Source organism: Pseudomonas sp. GM55 (assembly GCF_000282395.1).
GTDB classification, from domain to species: domain Bacteria; phylum Pseudomonadota; class Gammaproteobacteria; order Pseudomonadales; family Pseudomonadaceae; genus Aquipseudomonas; species Aquipseudomonas fluorescens_CC.
The window spans coordinates 1-23,099 of the sequence record NZ_AKJJ01000134.1; the positions used below are offsets into that span (position 1 = coordinate 1).

17 protein-coding genes are annotated in these 23,099 nt (G+C 60.1%); 1 reads left to right on the top strand and 16 read right to left on the bottom strand.

Going from position 1 to position 23,099, the window contains the following annotated elements; genetic code table 11:
* Window positions 1-38: 38 nt before the first annotated feature.
* The 3 genes from PMI31_RS25445 to PMI31_RS25455 form a co-directional block, all read right to left on the bottom strand.
* Entirely contained in the window at window positions 39-1,424 is a 1,386-nt protein-coding gene (locus tag PMI31_RS25445; RefSeq protein WP_008022293.1) for an FAD-dependent oxidoreductase, read from the bottom strand.
* Window positions 1,425-1,430: 6 nt separating this feature from the next.
* The gene (locus PMI31_RS25450; RefSeq protein ID WP_081500356.1) at window positions 1,431-2,504 is read right to left on the bottom strand and encodes a D-isomer specific 2-hydroxyacid dehydrogenase family protein; all 1,074 of its coding nucleotides are present in this window, start codon (window positions 2,502-2,504) and stop codon (window positions 1,431-1,433) included.
* 950 nt (window positions 2,505-3,454) lie between these two features.
* On the bottom strand, window positions 3,455-3,844 hold the full coding sequence (locus PMI31_RS25455) for an MliC family protein (RefSeq protein WP_008022295.1): 390 nt from the start codon (window positions 3,842-3,844) through the stop codon (window positions 3,455-3,457).
* A 232-nt stretch (window positions 3,845-4,076) separates the two neighbouring features.
* On the opposite strand from PMI31_RS25455, the gene PMI31_RS25460 reads away from it, so the two are divergent.
* On the top strand, window positions 4,077-5,567 hold the full coding sequence (locus PMI31_RS25460; protein ID WP_008022296.1) for an aldehyde dehydrogenase family protein: 1,491 nt from the start codon (window positions 4,077-4,079) through the stop codon (window positions 5,565-5,567).
* Window positions 5,568-5,613: 46 nt separating this feature from the next.
* On the opposite strand, the gene PMI31_RS25465 is transcribed toward PMI31_RS25460, so the two are convergent.
* From PMI31_RS25465 to PMI31_RS25525, 13 genes are all read right to left on the bottom strand, one after another.
* Window positions 5,614-6,612: an acyltransferase family protein gene (locus tag PMI31_RS25465; RefSeq protein ID WP_008022297.1), complete on the bottom strand. Its 999-nt coding sequence runs from the start codon at window positions 6,610-6,612 to the stop codon at window positions 5,614-5,616.
* Between the two features lie 93 nt (window positions 6,613-6,705).
* Window positions 6,706-8,004 carry a flavin-dependent monooxygenase QhpG gene (qhpG, locus tag PMI31_RS25470; RefSeq protein ID WP_008022298.1) on the bottom strand — a complete coding sequence of 433 codons (1,299 nt, stop codon included), beginning with the start codon at window positions 8,002-8,004 and terminating at the stop codon, window positions 6,706-6,708.
* Window positions 8,001-8,678: a subtilisin-like serine protease QhpE gene (qhpE, locus tag PMI31_RS25475; RefSeq protein WP_008022299.1), complete on the bottom strand. Its 678-nt coding sequence runs from the start codon at window positions 8,676-8,678 to the stop codon at window positions 8,001-8,003. Before qhpE ends, qhpG begins: the two co-directional genes overlap by 4 nt.
* A complete protein-coding gene (locus tag PMI31_RS25480) occupies window positions 8,668-10,386 on the bottom strand; it encodes an ABC transporter ATP-binding protein (protein ID WP_008022300.1) in 1,719 nt (572 codons plus the stop codon). The genes qhpE and PMI31_RS25480 overlap by 11 nt, the downstream gene beginning before the upstream one ends.
* Complete coding sequence (locus tag PMI31_RS25485) at window positions 10,386-12,290, bottom strand: sigma-54-dependent Fis family transcriptional regulator (RefSeq protein WP_008022301.1); 1,905 nt, start codon at window positions 12,288-12,290, stop codon at window positions 10,386-10,388. The genes PMI31_RS25480 and PMI31_RS25485 overlap by 1 nt, the downstream gene beginning before the upstream one ends.
* 691 nt (window positions 12,291-12,981) lie before the next feature.
* The gene (dsdC, locus tag PMI31_RS25490; protein WP_008022302.1) at window positions 12,982-13,953 is read right to left on the bottom strand and encodes a DNA-binding transcriptional regulator DsdC; all 972 of its coding nucleotides are present in this window, start codon (window positions 13,951-13,953) and stop codon (window positions 12,982-12,984) included.
* A 161-nt stretch (window positions 13,954-14,114) separates the two neighbouring features.
* On the bottom strand, window positions 14,115-15,467 hold the full coding sequence (gene dsdA, locus PMI31_RS25495; protein WP_008022303.1) for a D-serine ammonia-lyase: 1,353 nt from the start codon (window positions 15,465-15,467) through the stop codon (window positions 14,115-14,117).
* 43 nt (window positions 15,468-15,510) lie between these two features.
* Entirely contained in the window at window positions 15,511-16,851 is a 1,341-nt protein-coding gene (locus PMI31_RS25500; RefSeq protein WP_008022304.1) for a GntT/GntP/DsdX family permease, read from the bottom strand.
* Window positions 16,852-17,139: 288 nt separating this feature from the next.
* Complete coding sequence (locus PMI31_RS25505; RefSeq protein WP_008022305.1) at window positions 17,140-17,973, bottom strand: class I SAM-dependent methyltransferase; 834 nt, start codon at window positions 17,971-17,973, stop codon at window positions 17,140-17,142.
* Window positions 17,967-19,124, bottom strand: coding sequence for an acyltransferase family protein (locus tag PMI31_RS25510; RefSeq protein ID WP_008022306.1), 1,158 nt, complete (start codon window positions 19,122-19,124; stop codon window positions 17,967-17,969). Before PMI31_RS25510 ends, PMI31_RS25505 begins: the two co-directional genes overlap by 7 nt.
* Window positions 19,121-20,005, bottom strand: a complete 885-nt coding sequence (locus PMI31_RS25515; protein WP_008022307.1) for a class I SAM-dependent methyltransferase — start codon at window positions 20,003-20,005, stop codon at window positions 19,121-19,123. The genes PMI31_RS25510 and PMI31_RS25515 overlap by 4 nt, the downstream gene beginning before the upstream one ends.
* Entirely contained in the window at window positions 20,002-21,297 is a 1,296-nt protein-coding gene (locus tag PMI31_RS25520; RefSeq protein ID WP_008022308.1) for a glycosyltransferase, read from the bottom strand. Before PMI31_RS25520 ends, PMI31_RS25515 begins: the two co-directional genes overlap by 4 nt.
* On the bottom strand, window positions 21,291-22,868 hold the full coding sequence (locus PMI31_RS25525; RefSeq protein ID WP_043302650.1) for a glycosyltransferase: 1,578 nt from the start codon (window positions 22,866-22,868) through the stop codon (window positions 21,291-21,293). Before PMI31_RS25525 ends, PMI31_RS25520 begins: the two co-directional genes overlap by 7 nt.
* Window positions 22,869-23,099 lie beyond the last annotated feature (231 nt).

Here is a 23,099-nt window from a genome sequence, read left to right on the forward strand (position 1 = left end):
CTCCCCCATGTATCGGTATTGCTCCCCTCCTCCCTCAATCAACTGAGTGAGGAGGTACCCTCTTTGCTCTCGCGAATATTGTGGTTGCGCCTGAACAGATTCCCCGCGTCGTACCGCTGCTTGACCTTGAGCAGGCGCTCGTTATCGCTGCCGAGCAGTACCGTACGTGACGAGTTGTCGGCAAACGAGTAGTTGGAATACGCAGCGGCGCCATCGTTACCCGCGGTTCCCAGCGCGGCCGCCTTGACCCAGTGGATAAAGGTCTGGTCGTCCCCGGCTTCGCTCCAACGGGCGGAAAACAGGATGCCGTAGCCTCTCGCCTGGAGCGGGAAAGCCGAATCGACTGGCGTTGCCGAACGCCGTGCCTTGTTCAGATGCTCGATGGTGATACTGCAGCGCTTGCCTGGCATGCTGGACGCCGCGGTCAGCAAGGCATCCATGGTGTCGCTGGTAAAATCATCCAGGCAAATCGATTTCCAGTACCCGCGCATCGGCGGCTGGAACCTGTCGTCGAACCAGGTCTGCCAGGCCCTGAAGTCATCCGTGACGTACTGGTGGCTGCCCGCAAGATCCAGCGCCTCTTCCAGCGCCCTGATGGCACCGATGTCCTGATAGTCGCTGAGGCAGAAATCGATCGATAACACACAGCGGTCGCTATCCACACCAGGGGTAAAGACAGGCGCCAGCACCAGGTTCGCCGGGCAGTCCTGCTCCATATGGTTCCCCAGTTGCACAAGCACCCGCAGAACATCCTGGGGAGCCACCGTGATCGAGCCACAGTAGACCTTGGGCAGCGTCGACAGCCGATAACGAAACTCCAGCACCACGCCAAAATTGCCGCCACCGCCACGAAGAGCCCAGAGCAGATCCTGGTGCTGCGGGTCCTCGGCCCTGACGACCTCGCCACTGGCAAGCATCAAATCGGCGCCGACCAGGTTGTCGCAGGTAAACCCCAGGGTGCCGACAAACCAGCCGATCCCGCCACCCAGCGTCAGCCCGGCAATCCCGGTATCGCTGACCGTCCCGGTCGGCACCACATACCCCTGGGGGCACAAGGCCGCGTCCATATCTCGCAAGCGAGCCCCCGGCTGCACACGGGCAATGCCCTGAAGCGCATCGATCTGGACGCCGTTGAAGCCAGAGAAATCGAGTAGCACGCCGCCTTCGGTCGAACCAAAACCGGCAATGTGATGCCCACCACCACGGATGGCGAGTTCAAGCTGGTTATCGGCAACCAGCCTAAGCACCGCTCCAATGGCTGCGCGATTCAGGGTACGGACGATGAGCAACGGATGCAGGTCGTGAATCCGGTTATAGACCTGACGCCTTTCCTCGTAACCAGGCTCTCCGGGAAAGAGCAGTTCGACCGCCTCGTACCCCTGCAGCGCCTGCCGCAGGCGTGTTTGCGTTGTAACGTCGTTCATCCTGGCTCAGCCTTCCAGCTCTGCAACAAGCGGCGAACCGGAGTCCATGCGCCGGGCGTGGCGGTTCGTGTCCAGGTTGCGGTTATAAAGATTCCTGTCGGTGCCCTGCTGCATGAAGTGCAGGATCGAACCCACGGCCACACTCGCCATCTCGTCCCACACCGCCGAAGTCATGGCGCCCACATAAGGCGTACAGATGAAACGATCATCCGGCAGGTCGAGCATCTCGATCGGCATGTTGAGGGTCTTGCCATCCTTGATCAGCGGCGGCGCATCCCAGTTCTTGTCGTCGAACGCCGCGCCGACGATCTTCTCCTCGACAAGGGCCTTGTAGACCGCCTGGCCATCAACCAGGGACGACGCCGAGGTATTGATCAGGACCGCGGTGGGTTTCATCAGGGACAACTCATGTTCCCCGATGAAGCCCAGGGTCGAATCGTTGTACGGACACGCCAGGATCACCACGTCGCTGGTTTCCAGCAGCGCTTCCAGCGACAGCCGTTGCGCTTGGGTATCGCGCTCTACATCGGGCTTTTGCGAGTTGGCGGTGTAGACGATCCTGGAGTTGAACGCATCGTGCATCATCCTCGCCACCCGAGAGCCGACCTTGCCCATACCGATGATGCCGATCACCGCATCCTTGAGCAGCGGGGTGTCAGTTTCGTGCAGGCGGCCATTTTTCTGCTCGGTGTGGAAGTAGATCAGCTTGCGGCGCAAGGCAATGACCAGCCCCACCAGGAACTCGCCCATGGCTTCGTACATCACTTTCAAGCCCGGGGTGTTGGTCACCGCGATACCCAGGCGATCAGCCGCCTCGATATCGACCAGGTGCTCGGCGCCAGACGCCAGGCAGGCCACCAGCTTTAACTTCCCGGCCTGTTGCAGTATCTCTTCGGTGAGGATCTCTTCACCGGCATGCATATAGATGTGGGCGTCACTGATAGCGGAAATAACGCGCGCCTGATCGGGAAACGACTCGGAAATCAACGCCACCTCATACTGCGAGGGATTCAATTCAGAGATATAGCGTTGAGCTAAACGATTAGCCCCGGAAATAACGACTTTAATTCGTTCCGACACAGTGACACCCCAATAAGTTTTAATGGAATATTAAATTTCAAACGCCAAAATATGACGCCCTGAAAACAACAGTGATAATTGACAAACCCTGCCAGCGATCAAGCAAGGCTACACAACATCCAATAAAACAAGATGCTGAGCGTCAGGCAGGACCGGGCAAAAAGCCAATGACAGACTTAGGAACTCGTTATGAGAGCTGATTCGGGATAACAATAAATAGCGGGAACCAAGAGAATAAACAACATACACATATCCTTATGAGTACGGTGCAATGCAGCACCAGACAATAACAATGCATCCTTTGCATCTCTGAACTTTAAATCCACGTAAAAAGTTCAGGACCACATAAAAAATCAATATGCCTTCCGTGTCAAGATTTTTCCCAGGCACAGAAAGAAAAAAATTACACTTTAACTACATCTCGACAATTGGCACGATACAGGGATATCCCCGGAATTTGCCAAAAAACCAATTAACCACCACGTGAATTCGAGAGACTGACATTCACAAGGAAAGTTCCTACACTTAATTACTCCCATTCGCACAGACTCGCTGTTGACAGTACCCCAACACCTCCTATCTATTAAAAATATATATACACCGCATCGGCAAGGAAGCCTGTGAATGAATGCCCTTATTGCGCCCAGAAAAAAATAATCTTTGTCGGTTTTGGCTCTATAGCAGAGTTGTTCGTTGCACTACTTAGTAAAACTCACGACCTGGATAGTATCGAGCTCGTCGCCATCGATCCGTTGCGCCCGCAGCTCTCACGCAGGGCTTCGAATATGTTCACAGGCAAATCTCCCCGGCGAGATCGATACAGGCTTGTCTTGACTGGACACTGGCCGTTCGACGGCAGTTCAACCACAGATAGCGGGGCCGGAAATACCCTTGGGATCGCTAGAGAGAGGAGCAGCAAGCCAACTGGTGGCTGCCGCTCCTGAGGGGGATTACTGCTCCTCGGCCTTCTGCTCCTGGCAGTCCTTGAGCAGTTGCTGTTCCTTGGCGGTATGGTCGGCCTCCAGGAAGCTCAACAGGCCGGTGTCGCCCTTGGTGTGCCAGCGGTAGCTGTTCTGCTCGTCGTCGGCGACATACAGCGCGCCGGAACCGGAGCGCGCGATATGCATCGGTATCAGTTGGCCCTTGTAATACAGGGTGGCGAACGAGGCGCCATTATCGATGTTCAGGTACGCCGCCTGCACTTCTACCCCACCCTCACAGCGGTAGCTGGCCACGCTGCTCTGGTACGCCGGCTGCTCCGGCTCAGCCGGGGTCGTCGCGGCTTGGGCGAACAACGGCGCCAGCAGCAAGGTGGTTCCCAGAATCGTTGAAATCTTCACTGCACATCTCCTTGTTCAATACTCCTTTTATAGCGAGTCCCTTTACGACGAATTCGAGGCTCCCAAGTTCAGGCCTGGCTGTCTCAAAGCATTCGCAATTTGCGACAGTCTGTATCCGGCGCCCTTTCGCCACCGAAAATAAACCCTTTTTAAATCATCGACTTAAGCACCAGCTAAAACTGGCACAGGGGTTGCGAAAGCCCTCGCCTCACGCATAACAAGAGGTTCTGTCATGGCTATTGCAACCCTGCTCCCCGCCACCACCGCTTTTATCCAGCGCGCCCCGCGCATGCTGATCGGCGCCGAATGGGTCGAGGCCGCCGACGGCCAGACCATGCCTCTGCACAACCCGGCCACCGGAGAGATGTTGTGCGTGGTGCCACGGGCAACGCCAGAAGATGTCGACCGCGCGGTACTCGCCGCCCGCCAGGCGTTCGACGATTCGGCCTGGACCCGCACCCGCCCCCGGGAGCGGCAGAACCTGCTGTGGAAACTCGCCGACCTGATGCAGCGCGACGCCGAGTTGCTGGCGCAACTGGAATGCCTGAACAATGGTAAAAGCGCGGCGGTGGCCCAGGTGATGGACGTGCAACTGGCCATCGACTTCCTGCGCTACATGGCCGGCTGGGCGACCAAGATCGAAGGTTCCACGGTTGACGTATCGGCACCGCTGATGCCCAACGACCAGTTCCACAGCTTCATCCGCCGCGAAGCGGTGGGCGTGGTCGGCGCCATCGTCGCCTGGAACTTCCCGCTGTTGCTGGCCTGCTGGAAACTCGGCCCGGCCCTGGCCACCGGTTGTACCGTAGTGCTCAAACCCGCCGACGAAACCCCGCTGACCGCACTGAAACTCGCCGAGCTGGTGCTGGAAGCCGGGTATCCCGAAGGCGTGTTCAATGTGGTCACCGGCACCGGCATCACCGCCGGTTCGGCCTTGACCCACAACCCGCTGGTGGACAAGCTGACCTTCACCGGCTCCACCGCCGTGGGCAAGCAGATCGGCAAGATCGCCATGGACTCCATGACCCGGGTCACCCTGGAACTGGGCGGTAAATCGCCGACCATCGTCATGGCCGACGCCGACCTGAAAACCGCCGCGGCCGGGGCCGCCAGCGCAATTTTCTTCAATCAGGGTCAGGTCTGCTGCGCGGGCTCGCGGCTGTATGTGCAGCGCAAGCATTTCGACAATGTGGTGGCGGACATCAGCGATATCGCCAACGCCATGAAACTCGGCAACGGCCTGGACCCGAGCGTCGAAATGGGGCCGTTGATCTCGGCGCGGCAGCAGGAGCGCGTCTACGGGTACATCGAAAAGGGCCGGGAAAGCGGTGCAACCATCGCCTGCGGCGGCGAGCAGTTTGGCCCGGGGTTCTTCGTCAAGCCGACGGTGATTGTCGACGTCGATCAGAAGCACTCTCTGGTACAGGAAGAGATCTTCGGCCCGGTGCTGGTGGCCATCCCGTTCGATGACGAAGCCGATGCCTTGCGCATGGCCAACGACAGCCCCTACGGCCTGGGGGCGAGCATCTGGTCCAATGACCTGGCGGCGGTGCACCGGATGATTCCGCGCATCAAGTCAGGCTCGGTGTGGGTCAACTGCCACAGCGCCCTGGACCCGGCGCTGCCGTTCGGTGGCTACAAGATGTCCGGGGTCGGGCGAGAGATGGGGTATGCGGCGATCGAGCATTACACGGAGCTTAAGTCGGTGTTGATCAAGTTGTGATTCGTAGTGTTCTTCAGGCCGCCTTTGCGGGCGGCCATTCCAGCCACTACGCCGCTGTTTCGCGGCCCTGCGGTTGACCCACCTCATATTTTGCGCCGGCCCGAAGCGCGTGACGAAGTTTCAGGGCCGGCCGCTCGACGCAGTAGTACGAAACGCCGCTCAAAAGCAATGACAGGGCCAGCACTGTTGCAACGATGTACCCGTCGTAGGCAACCGGCCAAAAAGCGCGCAGGAAGTACATCACCACAAAGTGATTCAGGAACACGCCGTAGCTGATGTTCCCGAGGAACTCGTCTACCCGATGAAATTTGAGCTTTGTCAGCAGGTACACGGCGGGTACGCCCAACGCTATGCCAGCGGTCACCTCAGCGTTGAACGGCCGGCGCTCAATCAATCCGGCCATGATCGCCGCGAACATCAGCGTCGCAACCACGGCGGTTCCGGCAGCGATCGCTACCCCCTTCGGCTGCGCCTTGTACAGGTAGCTGCCGCACAGGAACATGAACAGCACGCCCGGCAATAGACGGTAGCCGTACAGGTCGGTGTTGATGAAACCCAGGCACGCGGCCATAAAGACGACGACGGAAAGTGCAAACGCAACGCCCCGCGCCCTGTAGATGATCAGCAAAGGGATCACCAGGTAGAAGCACATCTCAAGCCCCAATGACCAGGCCGGCGGCAAGATCAACGATCCCGCCGCTCCGAACATGTAGAAGCCGAGTGGCACAATAGTCAGACTTGCGGCGATGTTGCGCAGCGTCAACTCGGCCGCTTGAGGCGTGCCGGGCAGCAGGAAATAGATCACCGCACAGGAAACCACGAAGTAGAACAGGAATTGAGGATAGAGCCGCAGGGCGCGGTCCAAGTAGAACAGGCCGACTTTCTCCGGCGCCTTGTAGTTGCGTTCGATCAGCGAGGTCATCACGAAACCGCTGATGATCAGGAAGGAAATCACGGCAATCACGCCGGGGTTTAGCCCCATGAACGTCTTGCCCATATGAGAAACGGCCACCAGTACGGCCAATAGCAGTCGATAGGCTCCCACTTACACCCCAAAAATCCTTGTCGTTATGGCGCGTAAATTACGATGCTTTGCGCTGGGAGAACAGGCTTTTCGCCGGATCCGGACGTTCTTCATTCAAGGTTTGAAACCCTGACCCAGCAACCAGCTGCGAACCATCCGCCCCTGCTCCACCGTCAACCCGGCCAATACCTGATCCGCCGGCTCTCCCTGCTTTAACCTCTGCACCAACGCCGCCACCTCAACCCCCTGCACATGCCAGATGCCCAACGGCTGATCTGCCGTGATCACCACTTCGGCCTCGTCGACCAAACCATCACGCAACACCGGCGCCCGCTCGATCCTCAGCGCATTGAAGTCCGCCTCGGCATGAGCCACCTCGGCGTCGGGCCAGTTCCGTCGTGCCTGCCAGAAAGGCTGGTCCGGCCAGCGCTGCTCATCGGCATAGAAATCCCGGCCGATCCGCGCAAAACGCAAAAACAACTGCTCGACCCGCTGTTGGTGGAAACGCTGGGCCAGGGCCGCTCGTTCAGGCTTGCACAGCAGCGTGTTGATCACCACCGGCGCCTGCAATGCCGAAGACAAAGACTGAAAAATGCCATTGCCTGACAGCGGGTCGACGGCCATTGCCGCATCGCCGACCCGAATCCAGTTTTCGCCACACACCCGCGGGCTCAGAATCGCCGTGCTGCTGCGGGCGTGCAGTTGCAGGTCAGATTCCGCTTCGCCCGCAAAAAATGTGGCGGCCAGCGTCGAACCCTGGCGCCGCTGCCGGCAGTAATCGAGCAACATGGCCTTGCCCGGCAACCCGGCACTGGCCACGTCCACCGTCCATTGCCAGTAGCACTGGCCGTCGGCACGCCGTGCCATCCACGCCCAGCCGTCCTCGAGGCTTTCCACCGCGCTGGCGGTGCTGCCCGGCGATCCTTGCCAGCGATTGAGCAAACTGACCGTCTCAGGCCCACGCAAGCCTTTGCCGATAGCGGGGGCCTGACGTCCCCGGGCTTCCACGAGAAACAGCGCGAGCAGCGGTTCGCGGCCGTCGATTTCGATTCGATGGCCATTGGCCGATGACTGAACCGTCAGCACCCGGCCTTCGATCAGCTCAACCCCCGCCAGACGCAAATCCTCGCGCAGGCCCTGGTCAAAAACCGGGCGGTCAAGCAAGTATTCGACGTTCTGCGCATGCTGCTGGCCATTCCACGAGACCTGGCGCTGGGACGGCAACGCCGCATCCGCCAATGCGTGCTGCAGGCCCGCGCCGCGCAAGGCTTCCAGCACCCGCACGGACACGCCTTCGAGTGCCGCAAACCGGCGCCATTCGCTGATCAGCGTGACGCCATGGCCCAGGCGCCGCAACCCCAGCGCGACGGCGGCCCCCGCCGGCCCGGCACCCAGAATGACGATGTCGGTCATGGCCCGAATCGCCGTTCAGGACCACGGTAACGGGCATGTTCACGCAACCACTGGATGACTTGCTCATTGCTGGCGCCGGGTTGTTCGGTGAGGAACCCGGCAATGTGCCCGCTCAACGCGGCACAACCGAGGCTCGCCCCGGATTGCCCCGGATAAGTGCCCTGCACACACGCGGCGAAATCCGCCTGGGCGCTGTCGAGCCACGACCATTCCTGCTCGGCGCACCGTGCATCGCCGGTCACCCGCAACACTTGCGGATAGTTGGCCGGAAACACCCCTTCGCCCTGGGCCGGACTCGACGCACACAGCAGCACGCCCCGTGCCACCGCCGCCGCGCAAGCCGCGCGCAACAGGCTGCGATCCTGACGCAAGCCAAGGCTCAGATTGATCATTCGCACGTCCTGGGTCAGCAGCCAGTCAATCGCCGTGGCGATCTGCAAGGCGCTGGTGACGCCCCGCTGGTCGAACACCTGGGCTACGCAAAACTGCGCCGAGGGTGCACGCCGACCGATCGCCTCGATCACCGCACTGCCATGCCCCAGCGGATCGTCGCGCAAGTCGCCTTCGGCCAGGCCGTCTTCAAGCAATGAAAAGCGCCGACCGGCGATCACTTGCAGCCGTTGTGCCGCTGAATGGCCGCTGTCCACCACACCAATGCGCAACTCAGGTTTCATGCAGCACCGTTTTCGAGGTCAGCACGCCGTCGAGCAATTCGAAACGCAGATCGGCATCGGCCAGGGTTGAAGGGCGATGGCTGATCAGGATGCGCGTGCGTCCGGCAAACAAGCGGTCGATGGCATCGATGACTTCGCGCTCGGTGGCTTCATCCACCGCGGACGTAGCTTCATCGAGTACCAGAATCAAAGGGTCCTGCAACAGCGCCCGGGCAATCGCGATGCGTTGCTTCTGCCCGCCGGACAACTGCTGACCGCGCTCGCCCAACGGACTGTCGAGGCCTTCGGGCAACAACTCGATCAGGCTGTCGAGTTGCGCCAGCCGCGCCACTTCGGCAATCGCCTCGCGGCTGGCGTCCGGCACCGCATAGGCCAGGTTGTCGGCGAGGCTGCCGCGAAACAGCACGATGTCCTGGCTGACCACCGCAATGCACCGCCGCAACTGGAACAGATCCAGTTCGCGCACATCGACGTCGCCCAGCAGCACCCGGCCCGATTGCGGATCGTGATGACGTTGCAGCAGGTCGATCAGGGTGGATTTACCCACGCCCGAACCGCCGCTGAGAGCCACTTTCAAACCGTAGGGGATCCGCGCCTCTATGCCGCGCAGGGTCGATTGGCGACCGGGATGGGCGAAGTGCACGCTGTCGAACCAGAGATCGCCACCAGTGGGCATCGGGCGTGGCCTGGCGGGCGTCACCACGGTCGGTTGTTCGCCGCGCAATTCCATGACCCGGCCGAGGCTGACGGTCATCCGCTGAATCGCGACATAGAGCCCGAGCAGGCTCTGTACCGGCCCCACGGCCATGCCCAGGTAGGTTGAAAACGCAATCAGGGCACCGAGTTGCCAGGTGCCCTGCACCACCCAGTAACCGCCAATCAGGAATGCGCAGGCCCGGGACAGCGAGGTCAGCGTACCGGGCACGGCCTGGGTGAAAAACTCGGTGACTTGCAGGCGCAGCAACTGGCTCATGTAGCCCTGCCCCAGCGTCTCGAGGCGCCGTGCTTCGCGCTGTTGCTGGCCGGCGGACTGGATGAACTTCATGACCGGCAACGTCTCGACCATGAACGACGACATGTCCGCCGAACGCTCGCGCAACTGCCGTACATCGCGCTCGACCTTGCGCCGCATCCAACGCAGCCAGAGCACGTCGAGGGGAATCAGCACCAGGGCCAGCAATGAGAGTTTCCAGGACAACGTCAACAGCATTGCAACGGCAACCACCAGGCCGATCACGCTCGACACCGCCGAGAACAGCGAGTCCACGGCAAAGCGCTGGATTTCCGCGACGTCGCCATCGAGGCGCGACATCAGGTCGCCGATGCGCCGCTGACCGTAAAAGCCCGGCGACAAGGTTTGCAAATGCCGATACAGGTCATCGCGCAGGGCAAACAGCATGCGCCCGGAAAGGCGCGTGTGCAGGTAGCGGTTGATGCCCGAAAGCGCCGTGCCCAGCAACCCGGCAATGATCATCAGCCCGGCGATCATGACCAGCATCGGGAAGTTACGCGCCAGCAGGCCGTCGTCGATCAACAGCTTGGTCAGCCAGGGTTGCACCAGCACCAACGCTGAAGCGCAGATCGACAAACCCAGCAACCCGGCAATCGCCAGCCGATGGGGCCGCACAAAGCTGTACAGCCAACGCAGCGATGCTTGCAGGGCCTCGGGGTTCTGGCTGTCGATCAGCCGAACGATCAAACGCTGCATCACGAACGCAACTGTTTGAGCTTGCGATACAGGGTCGCACGGCTGATGCCCAGGGCGTCGGCGGCGGCCGAGACGTTGCCCTGATGGGTGTCCAGGGACTGGCGAATCAGCTCGAGTTCGTTTTCGCGGATGCTGCCGGCCTGGGGCCGTTCGCCGGCGGTCAACTCGTCGAGCATGCTGTCGGGCAAGTGGTCGAGGGTCAGTGCGGTTTCACCCGGTTCGCGCATGGCCAATGCAGTGCGCAGGACCATCTCCAGTTGGCGGATGTTGCCCGGCCAGTGATAGCCGCTGAGCAAGCGATTCAGATCGTCGTGCAGGACCACGGTGGGTGCGCCCAGTGTCGTCAGCATGCGACTGACCAGCGCGCCGAAATCTTCGCGTTCGCGCAGGGCCGGGAGCATCACGCTGATGCCGTTGACCCGGTAGAACAAGTCCTCGCGAAAATGTTTTTCTTCCACCAGACGCTTGAGGTCGCGATGGGTGGCGCAGATCAGCGCGACGTCGATGTTCTGCTCTTCGCCAGCGCCCAGGGGCGCGACCTTGCGATCCTGCAACACCCGCAACAGCCGAGCCTGCAAGGCCAATGGCATGTCACCGATTTCATCGAGGAACAAGGTGCCGCCGTGAGCCTGTTGCAGGCGGCCGACCATACCGCCCCGGCGTGAACCGGTGAACGCGCCTTCGCGATAGCCGAACAGTTCGGACTCGATCAGGCCTTCGGGAATCGCTGCGCAGTTCACCGCCACAAAGGGTTTTTCGCAGCGCGCTCCGGCCATGTGCAGGGCGCGGGCGATCACCTCTTTACCGGTGCCGGTTTCGCCCAAAAGCAAAACCGGCAGTTCATTGGCCAGGCCTTGCCGGGCCATGCGCAAGACACGGGCGTAGCGGGTATTGCTGCCGGCGAGCGCTTCCAGGTCCGGTTGCGCCTTGGCCGGTTTCGCGACAGTGCGCGGCGGGCTGCCGACGTTGATCGAGCGTTGCGGTGCGCGCAGGGTTTTGTAGAAGAATTCGCCCTTGGCGGTTTGCAGGCTGCCGGCCCCGCCCTGATGCAGACGCGCCAGCAGCTGCAGGCCATCGACTCCGAGAAACTCCTCGCAGCGCCGCCCGACCAGGGCCGAGCGCTCGGCGTGGAGCAACTGGCAGGCTTGGGCACTGACCGCGAGGATCTGCCCGCCCAGGCTCACGGCCAGCAAGCCTTGCCACGGGGACTCCAGATATTGCCGGCGGCTGTGGAAGGCCAGGACGATTTCGTCCGGATAGCTGGCGTTGAACACCCGGCTTTCAATCTGGCTGACCGCCATCGCCAGCAGCGCAGTGCTGTCGTGGGCACGGCCGAGCGGACCTTCGCGGGTCAGGTCGAGGACGCCAAGAATGTCGCCCTGGGGGCAATGGATAGGCACCGAAGTGCAGGAAAAATCACTGAGGCGATCCAGGTAATGTTCGCCGCAATCGATCAGGGTCGGCCGGGCTTCCACCAGTGCCGTGCCGAGGGCGTTGGTGCCGCGTACGGCTTCGCTCCAGCAGGCGCCGAGGGTGATGTCCTGCAAGCCGCTGCCCTTGAGACGGTCGGCGCGGCCTTCGACGGCGAGGATGGTGGCATCAGAGTTGGCCAGGATGATCAGCCCTTCCTTGCCCTGACGCTCGGCCAGGTAATCGATCGCCGGCAACGCGGCGTCGATCAGCAAGCGGTTACTGGCCAACAGCACGTCGAGGCTGGCACTCGATTCCAGCGCCAGCTCGTGCTTGGCATTGAAATGCACACCATGGCTCAGGCTGCGTCGCCACGAGGCATCGATTTCCGCACGCAGGACGCCATCCGGCACTTCGCCTTCCAGGTGCAGCTTTTCCCGGGCCAGCCGGGCTTCGCGATGCAGTTTGGGGGAGTTTGTTTTTATTAGCGTCATCACGCGCTCCGGGTCATCCGCCCTGCGCCTTCATACGTCGGCGCCCTGCCGCAATCTTTACGTTAACGTAAGGGCTATGGCAAGTGCCTTACGGCGCTTGTGTTCCGACAGGTGAGACCGCGTTATCGTTCTTCGCTGGCAAGCCAGCTCCTACAGGTTCAGGGTTGACTGCAAAATCACCTTCACGCGATCAACTGTAGGAGCTGGCTTGCCAGCGATGGCGGTATCCCGGACAGCGAATAACTCAGAGTTTCCACACCTCGGCATTCACGAAAAACGCCTGCGCATTATCCTCCAGACTCTCCAGGTGATAGCCCCCCTCCTGCACGATCAGGCACGGCAAACCCTTCGCGAGTCACCCCCAAGTTCGAAGATATCGACGCCCAGGGACAGCACCGGTGGCTTCAACACCAATGCCATTGGGCATCGAGATCGGATAAATGCCATTGCGAAACGCGTACCAGGCGGACAGTGGACTGCTGCGCCAATCAGCTTATGAAACTGAATCGGAGCAGCGAACTGGAGGTCATCAAGGTGAAAGAGGATCGGGCAAAGTTCGGCTCAACGAACATGATCCGCAGGCTTGCTTGAAGGTCGCGCTCTACGTAGTCGTAATGCGACGAAGCAACCAAAGGACAGGTAATGAGCAAACCGACGGGAGGCTGGCCTGACCACCCACCTGTAGCATGCCTCATCGGAACAGGTCGTCGTTCTCATCCAGGGGTGATGATTGCTTCGCGCACTCTCGTAGCCAGTTCATGAAAACCAGTAAGCGTTTGGGGATAGTGCCGAGCGACGGGTGAACCAGATAGTAATCGTAGTGGCCTGAGCGGCTGAATTCAGCAAGTGGCAGAACGAGCTCGCCACGATCAACCCGCTTCTGCACAAGCTGCTGACGGCCAATCGCAATGCCGGCGTGGTTCATGGCTGCTGTCACACATAAATCAGAGCGATCGAAGGTCAGGCTACGTTTGGGAAGTGCCGTGAGCATGTTGTGTTGCTCTGCCCAAAGCGTCCACTCGGCATCATAAGCCGCATGATCCCAGGCCAGGGAGTCATGCAAGGTTGTGCAGTTCCTTAAGTTGTCCGGGTTCTCCTCCAGGCGATGGCGTCGCGCATACTCGGGACTGCACACCGGAGCCAGCCGTTCGCGCATCAACCGATGGCTCGTCAGCCCGGGAAACTCGCCATTGGCATAGTACAGGGCGAGGTCAATTTTGCGGGTTCGAAAATCGACATTGTCATTGCCTACCCGCAGGTCCAGTGACACCAGAGGATAACGCTCGATAAAGTCAGCCAGCCTCGGAACCAGCCAGCATTGGGCGATGGAAGGCCTTACATAGAGCGCGATCGAGCCGGCAATTTCCGCCTGTGACGAATGCTCAAGTGCCTCGGACAATTCTCCCATCGCATTCTGGAGTATTTCGAAGATACGCTCGCCTTCGTCGGTCAGGCTGACCTGCCGGGTCAGGCGCTGGAACAGCTTCATGGATAAGGCGGTTTCCAGACGACTTATACGGTGGCTCACGGCGCTTGCGGTCAAACACAGTTCCTGCGCCGCACGGGCGAAGCTCAGATGACGAGCGGCAACCAAAAAGGTGTGAAGGTTGGCGAACTGGCTGCTGTTGAGCCTGGAGCTGATACGAGGAGGAAGGTTGAACACGACAGTTTTTCCTCAAACCCAAAAGCCGCCTTGCGTTGTACGCATATCCAGCGGGCTAATGTAACGGATGTGGCAAGACGTTCATCTTGCCACATTCGGTTCAGGCTTAAATCAGCGAGAACTCTGTCGAGTCCAGGCAGTTCGGGTCCGTTCAGGCCCGATTAACCTTTGGCGAGCAAATCACGGCCCTTGGCCAGATAAGCGTCCATCTCGTCGCCAGGCACCATATTGCCGCCCGTTGCCCAAACCAGATGGGTGGCTTGCGCCATGGCCTGGCGGTCCAGGCGCGCGCGCGCCAAGTAGCCCTGCTGGTCGGCCTGGACTCTGGCAATGCCGGGCACGCCGGCGAGCGCGGATGGCTCGAGGCGCACACCTTCGCTGCGCTCCATCAGTGCCAGCAAACTGTACATTTCCTCGTCGCTGACTGTGTAAAAACCATCAAGCAAGCGCTGCATGGCCTTGCCGACAAAACCTGAAGCGCGTCCTACGGCGAGGCCGTCAGCAGCCGTCACGTTGTCAATGCCGAAGTCTTGCACGCTCACTTCGTCGTGCAGGCCGGTATAGACGCCCAGCATCATGCACGGCGAGTGTGTGGGCTCGGCGAAAATGCAATGGACAGCATCGCCGAAGGCTAGCTTCAGGCCGAAGGCCACGCCGCCAGGCGCGCCCCCCACCCCACAGGGCAGATAAACAAACAATGGATGTTGCGCATCCACGGTGATGTCAGCCGCTGCCAATTGCTTTTTCAGGCGCTCGGCAGCCACCGAGTAGCCCAGGAACAAGTTGACCGAGTTTTCATCGTCCACAAAATGGCAGGCTGGATCGGATTCCGCTTGTTGGCGGCCTTGCGCAACGGCCACGCTGTAATCGGAGGAGTACTCAATAACGGTAACGCCGTGTGAGCGTAACTTGTCTTTCTTCCATTGCCGCGCATCCGCCGACATATGCACGGTCACCTGGAAACCCAATGCCGCCCCCATGATGCCGATGGACATGCCAAGGTTGCCGGTCGAGCCAACGGCTATTTTATATTGGCCGAAAAAGGCACGCGCCTTATCGCTGTCCAGCACTGCGTAGTCGTCATCAAGCGTCAGCAGATTCGCGGCCAACGCCAGGTCTTCGGCATGCTTGAGCACTTCATAGATACCACCGCGCGCCTTGATGGAGCCCGAAATCGGCAGATGGCTGTCCCGCTTGAGCCACAGCGCCCCTTCCAACGCCTGACCGTAGCGCTCGCCGAGCAATTGCTGCAGGTGTGGCACGGGCAGAATGTCCGATTCGATAATGCCGCCACTGCATTCCGTTTCCGGAAACGCACGCCGCAGGTAAGAAGCAAAACGCGTCAGTCGCGCGCTGGCATCGGCGACGTCTGCGGCCGTCAACCCCACATCGCCAATCGACTCCGCGACCGGCGCCACGGCAGGGTTGAACCAAGTGGTCGCTTGCAGCGCGACCAGATCGCGAATCAAAGGATAACTGGCGTACCAGCTTTCAAGTGTCTTGCCCAAAATCATGGCGTGGTCCCTTTAAACAATCAGGCTGAAAATACGGGTTGAATCAAACGAATTGCGACAGCAGCAGGGTCAGCCCCAGTGCAATCAATGAAGCCAGTACGGTGGCCGAAGTGAACTTCTTCAACGCTTCGGCCAGCGAGACACCCAGGTACTCCTTGACCACCCAGAAGGCAGAGTCCGTCACATGGGTCCAGCCAATGGCGCCGGCACCGATGGCAATGCAGATAATTTCCTTACTCACGGTTGGATGAGCGCTCAGCATCGGCATCACCATGCCGGCGGCGCTGATCATTGCCACCGTCGCTGAACCGACGGCGAAGTGCATCAACCCTGCCACCAACCACGCCAGGACGATGGGATTCATATTCAATTGCGTCAACGAACCGGACAGCGCGTTACCCACGCCGCTGTCGACCAGGATGCCGTTGAATGCCCCACCGGCACCGATAATCAGCAGAATGCTGGCCAGCGGAGGAAAGCTCTTCTGAGTGTGCACGAGCAAGTCAGGCATTGATAAGCCGCGGCGCAAACCCAGCGCCCAGTAAGCGAACACCACAGCAATGGACAGTGCTATCAGCGGCGTCCCCAGGAACGAAACGATGCTGAAGATCCCGGAGTCATGGGGCAGCGCGGCCGCAAAACTTTTGCCGACCATCAGCAGCAGTGGCAACAGGATGGTCAGCAGCGTCAAGCCGAGGCCTGGCAAGTCCCGGGTCGCGCTGTCAACGCAATGTTCGTCCAGGAAAGCTTCTTGAGTGTCAGGCGCTTCACTCTTGCAGACCAGCTTGATCCACAGCGGCCCGGCAATGATGGCGGTAGGCAGCGCGATAAGGAGGCCATACACGATAACCTTGCCGACATCGGCGCCCAGCAGCCCGGTGATGGCCATCGCAGCAGGGTGCGGGGGCAACATGCAATGAACCGCCATCAGCGACACGGCCAAGGGCACGCCCAGGTACAAAAGGTTGATCCGGGTCTCTTTGGCGACCACATAGATCAGGGGAATCAGCAGAACGAATCCAACCTCGAAGAACACGGGGATGCCCGCAATAAACCCCACTAGCATCATGGCCCATGAGGCGCGCTCTTTACCCAGGGCGCTCAATAGCGTCTGGGCAATGCGCTCCGCGCCACCGGATTCTTCCAGCATCTTGCCGAGTATGCCGCCAAGGCCAATGATCGTTGCCAGGAACCCGAGTGTTCCACCGACACCTTTTTCATAGGAAGAGGCCATTTGCGCCAGTGGCATGCCTGAACCGATGCCCACCACAAAGCTCGCTGCGGTCAAGGCCAGGAATGCGTGAACACGAACTTTGACGATTAGAAAAACGATCAGAATGATGGCAGAAAACAACACCAGCAATAGAGTGGGACCACTGTGCATACAATCTCCTGAAAGAGCTTTTATTGTTGAAATAAGTGATCGGGGTCACTTAGCTTTTCGGCATTAGAGAGCGCAACACAGGGACCTGACAAAGGATGGATTTTCAAGGGATGGATGACATCAGGTCATCTATGGGGAGTGGAGTTGCATCAGGCGGGAAATACAGTTTGAGTTCGCGGGCTCGCCCAGGCGGGCATTGCGGATCAGGCTTGATGCGATACTACGGGGCGGCACCGAATGACGGTGACGGACGGCCTGTTGCAGACCGTCCTTCCCTCAGGTGGCAGATCAGGGTTTACGCGCAATGATCACCTGACTTTTCGCCACCACGGCATCCAGCGCCTGCTTGATCTGTGCGCCCCGTGGCGAGGCCAGAATCGCCTGCCAGGTATCCGCCCAGTGGTTGAGCAATGGATGGTCCGGGTTGCTGAAATCGACCTTGGCTTCCCAGAACAACAGCATCCACATCGACCAGTAGAATCCGTACTGGCTGTGGCTGATCACTTCCAGGCCCGCATCGCTGACCATGGCCTTGAACTGCTCTTCGCTGATGATGCGGATGTGGTTGGGCTTCTGGAAATATTCGGCCGCGGCGATATCTTTCTGCAGGTCTTCGGAGCTGGGATGCGGGACGCTCAGCAGATACAACGCGCCCGGTTTACCGACGCGCACCAGTTCAGCGAGGAACTGGGCTGGATCGTCTACGTGCTCGATGACCTCGGTCGATACCACCCGCGTGGCGGTCGCATCGGCAATCGGCAACGGGTTGCAGTCGGTGACGTGGCATTCGACATCGCGGGCCGGTGTATCGCTCAGTCGCTGGCGGGTTGCCTCGACCTTGGCCGCATCGATATCGGCAATGATGATCTTTGCCCCGCGCATCCCGCAGAAATGCACGTTGCCGCCGTCACCACAGCCCACATCCAGCAACGTGTCCTCGGGGGTCACCGGGAATCCGCTGAACAGTTCGCCGGTTTGCTGATTGAACCAGCCGCTGAGCATCGCGTCATGCAGGCCGAGCATATAGGGGTCGACCTTCTCCGCCACGGGTGGCGCAGGCGGTGTCTCTGGCTGCACAGGCGCGGGCGTGCCCGCCGTGAGTTTCTTCAAAAGGCTCAGCATGAGGTGGCTCCAGAGGATGAGGCGGCTGTTCGGGAGGCGCCCAGGCGTTTGACCAGCGAGGCGCCGCGGTTGCGCATGGGCATTTCGATGTAGCGATAGTTGAGTTCGCTCAGCAGCACGATCAGGCCGCCAGCCATCAGCAACATCAGAATCGGATGGCCCGCCGGGCTGGGCAGCCCGACAGCCTGTAACCGGAAAATGAATTCGCGAACCAGCAAGTAGGCCGGGATATGGATCAAGTAGATCCCGTAGGAACGGCTGCCAACCCACGTCATCAGGTTCTTGAACACACCGCGCGGCAACAGGTAATCGCGGTTGTAGGACGCGATCCAGACCAGCACCGCGCACAGCACCGCAATCACGCCGATCCGGTAAGAAGTGAAGGTGAAACGATCCGTCGCCATGAAACTGAGCAGCAGCGACACCGCGATCAGTGCGGCAACACCCGCCCATGGACGACGCAAGAATGTTGGCTCCCAGCGCAGGTACGAAGGCTGCACACTCCACATCGCCAACAGCACGCCAAGGGCCAGCGCGTCGGTGCGCACCACCATCAGGATCGGCGTGCGCAAGGTGAACAACTGCACCGCAACCAGCGCCAGCAAAGCCCACACCAGGTGTTTGCGAAACAGCACGATCAACAACGGAAACAGCAGGTAGAACTGCTCTTCAAGCGACAGGCTCCAGTACACGAAACTGGTGCCGTACTCGTAGCGATAGAAACTGTCGGCAAAGCGGAAATTGGCGTACTGCGCGACGCCGGCCAGGGTCGCCTGAATGTTCGCGTGCAGCGTGCCGAATGCGCCGGAGCGGTTGAGAAAAACACAGGCCAGCAACATCAGCGCCAGCCATAACCAGGCCGACGGCAGCAAACGAAAGGCCCGGCGCAACCAGAAATTGCGTGTCTGTTGCCAATACTCCCGACGCGTTGTGCAACGGCGCAAGGCCGGGATCAGGCTACGGGCAATGACGAAGCCCGAGATCGCGAAAAACAGATCCACGCCCCACCACGGCTGACTGTACAGCGTGATGCTCTGCAGCAATGGCACAACCGCCGCGAACAGGCTGTCCTGCAAGTGATGAAACAGCACGCCAAGCACCGCAATGCCGCGCAGCAACTCGATGTCCATGATCCGTTTTTCGTTACTCATTCACCCTCCTGGACATGAGGTTTGCGGGCAATGATCACCTGGCTCTTGGGCATGAACTGATCCAGCATCCGCTTGATCGCCAACCCGTCGGGCTGAGCCAGCAAGTCCTGCCAGGTTTTCGCCCAGCTCTCCATCAGCGGCGGGTACGGCGCCTGAATCCGGTCGCGAACCGCACCACCCAGGTCTCGCCCGGCAGCCCGTTCACTGGCCCAGAAGAAAATCATGCCCATGACCCAGAAAAAACCGGATGCCTGACGATGCTCGATGACCAGGCCCGCGTCTTCCACTAGCGCGGCGAATCGCTCGGGGCTGAAAATCTGCACGTGATTGGGCGATTGAAAGTAGCTGGCCGGGGCGATGCCTTTCTGCAAATGCTCGCCCACCGGGGATGGCACGCTCAACAGGTACAGCGCACCGGGGCGGCCCATGCGCACCAGTTCGGCCATGAAGGGTTCTGGCTGATCGATGTGCTCGAGCACTTCCATGCACACGACTTTGCTGGCGCACCCCTCGGCCAGTGGCAGCGGCAAACTGTTGCTGACCAGCCCCAGGTTGGGTTTGTCTGATTGTGCGGCCACCTGCCGGGCAAGATCGCGCACCTTGTCGTATTCACTGTCGGTGAAGATCACCGAAGCGCCCTGGCGGACGGCGAACAACGTCGCCACGCCTTCGCCGCAACCGACATCCAGCAGGGTGTCGTCGGCGGTGATGGCAAACCCCTTGAGCAATTCGCCACTGTCACCCGAAAACCAGCCGTCATGCATCGCATCGTGCAAGCCCACATCTCTTGGCGACACACGGGATTGCTCGACCGGCAACGGCGCGGGCCGAAGCTCGGGTTTCGTCTCTGGAAAGAAACGTCTGACCAATGCGCGAATCATGCCTCGGGGGTTTCCACAGCACGGTTCTCGAACAGGCGCTCGAAAAATACGCCGAGCCGCTGCTCGGCAGTGGCCTGGCTGCAGAACGTCTTGAGGCTGGCCACTGCATGCACGGACATCCGTGCATAACGCCCGGGATCACCCTTGGCCACGTCATAACTTGATTGGTAAGCCCTGCACAACGACGCCCAATCGGTGACGTAGCGCAAGGTACGAAACGCCCTGCGCGGGTCATGTGGCCAGGCCGTCAGTTCATCGGTGGAGTCAATCAGGAATGCATTATCGGCATCCAGATAATCGATCATCGCCGTGGTCCGTGGCGCCACAGCAGGTTTGCCACAGGACATGAACTCCATCAGCGGAAGGCATTGGCCTTCGCCGTAGGAAGTGTTGACCACGTAACTCGTGGCTTGCACCAGCTGCTCATAGTCGGTGTCAGCCAGATAGCCGTAAATCAACACGACCCGACAGCGGTACGACTGGTTTTTGTACAAGTGGTGAAGGATGTCAGTCAGCGCTTCTTCGGCATCGTGGTGCGTCAATTTGAGCACCAGCGTTGCGTCGTCCACCTCGCGAAACGTCACGCAGAAGGCACTGAGCATGTCTTCCCAATTCTTGCGCCCATCACCGGGGTTGAACACCGAGGTGTAGATCACGCCATCGAGGACCAACTCGTGTTCACTTGGCGGAGCCTGGAAATCAATACCCGCACCTTCACGAGTTGCCACGGGGCCAAAGGCTCGCAAGTCGAGTTCGCGGCTGTCTGCCAGCAACCCCTTGAGCCTCAACCGCACCTGACTGGCCAAGGGCTGACGTTGCAAGTGAGCGCCGCGCTCGGAAAACCGGTCCCATACCGGGGCCGGTACCGCGATGATCGGAAAGTCGGCACCCATCGCTTCGTGCACCGCATTCACGGTGTAGCTGGAATGTGTTATCGCCGCACCCGCTGCCCGCAACACCGTGCGCCAGTCATTGAGCGGGTCACCGGCAAAGGGTTCGTTGGGGATGGTGCTGAACTCCCACGCGAACACCGGCAGCGTCGGGCAGGTGAGATTGACCGGCGTGCGATGAGGCGGTGAGAACGACAGGAACACGCACGCTTCACCACGGGATAAACAGTCCAGGTACAAGGCATCGACTTCGGCCTGCGGGTCGCTGACTTCGACCACTCGCCCCAACCGCTCCAGTACGGGTCGGTACTCCTTGAGCACGAAGTAATAACTGTACTCCGAGCGGCCAAGGTTCTGGGCAATGGTGTGCTGGTTGGTTTCCGAATGAATGATGATCAGCATGAGGCGTTATCCGTCACGGTTGCTGTCGGCAAAGCCTGTGGCGCCAACCCGAAGAAATCCGCCATGCGTTTCTGCACCGGGGCGAAAGCGCAGTAATCGTGCATGCGCTCGACGGCCGCGAGGGACATGCGCTGATACTCCAGCGGTTGTTCCTTGGCCAGACGGTAGCTGTTTTCGTAAGCGGTTTTCAGCGACCCCCAATCCGGCCGGTAACGCAGGGTGCGGTAGATGATGCGAGTGTCCTGCGGCCAGATGGTCAGCTCTTCGCTGGACTTGACCACAAACGCCACGCGCTCATCGATGTAGTCTTCCATGGCCGTGTGATCCGGGGCAATCACCGGTTTACCGCTGGCCATGAACTCCATCAGCGGCAGGCACAGCCCTTCGCAGCGCGAGGCATTGACGTAGTAACTGGCGGCTTCGTACAGCCGGGCGTATTGCGGGTCGTCCAGATAGCCGTGCATGACCACCACCCGACAGGCGAAAGGCGAAAGCTGCGCGAGCAACGTCATCAGTTCGTCGTGGTAAGACGACAGATCGCTTTGGGTAATCTTCAGCACCAGCGTCGCGTCAGACGTTTCGCGGAATGCCCAGCAGAATGCGCTGATCAGTTGATGCCAGTTCTTGCGACCGTCACGCGGGTTGAACACGGTGACGTACACCACACCGTCAACCTGTGTTTCGACCCGGGCGGTGGTATCTGGCCACTGCCGCGGTTCTGGCTCGGGCACTGCAATCGTCTGCGGGCCGGCGATGGCCGGCAACCACTCGGCGAGACGCTCATGGGCGGCTTGCGACAACAAGTCGCGAATCCCTTCCCAATACCACTGGCTCAGAAAATGAGTGCGATGCACCGGGATCGGCAGCGATTTACCTTTGTCCAGGCGCCACATATGCAGGTAATGACGAGCAATCACAAAGCGGCGCTTGAGCGTCAGCGGCGGTGGCTTCAATGCCTCCAGCTCGGCCTCGAGTGCCGCCAGCTCCTCGGCGGTCGGCACGACGGGAATCAGTGCATCGGCGCTCAGCCCGAGTGTGCGTGTATCGAAGATGCAACCCTTGATGTCCAGGGTCGAGCCTGCGCTGATCGGGGCGCTGGTGTGACGACTACGAATGTCGGCGAAGTTTTCCCACAACGGCGTTGGCAACACCAGCACCGGAAAGTCTTCGCCCATGCTCCGGCGAATCGCCCGGGCGGTATGGCTGGAGAGCGTGATCACCCGGCCCTGCCGCGCCAGCATTTGCGTCCAGTCCTGGCGCGGATCGTTATCCCATTGTTCATCGGGAATCGAATCAAACTCCCAGGCCACCACGCAGATCGTCGGGCACTCAAGGTCGTTCGGGGTTTTCTGCGGCGGCGTAAACGACAGGAACAGACTGTCTTCGCCGGCGGCCAACAATTGTCTGTAGAGCGGATCGACCTCGGCGGTGGAGGACACCACATGCACTCGGCCAAGGCTTTCGAGTACTGGGCGATACGCCTTGAGCACGAAGTAGTAACTGTACTCGGGACGGCCGAGACTCTGGCTGATGGAGCTGTCGTTGACGTCGGAGTAAAGAATAAAATTCATGGTATCCCACGGTGACGCCGCCATCCCGGCAGCCTCACGCCATGACGGGGAGGATGCGGTTCGAGTCAGTGTTTACTGGCGCTCGTCCATCGTCTTCCGGCCCGTCTTCGTTCTTGTTTTAGTGGTCAGTTTCTCGCAGTTTCGAAGCGACGCTGCCGAACCCCGGATAATCGTGACGAGGGGCATTCTAACCACATCCGTTGAGGATTCGTGAACCGCCCGACGAGAATA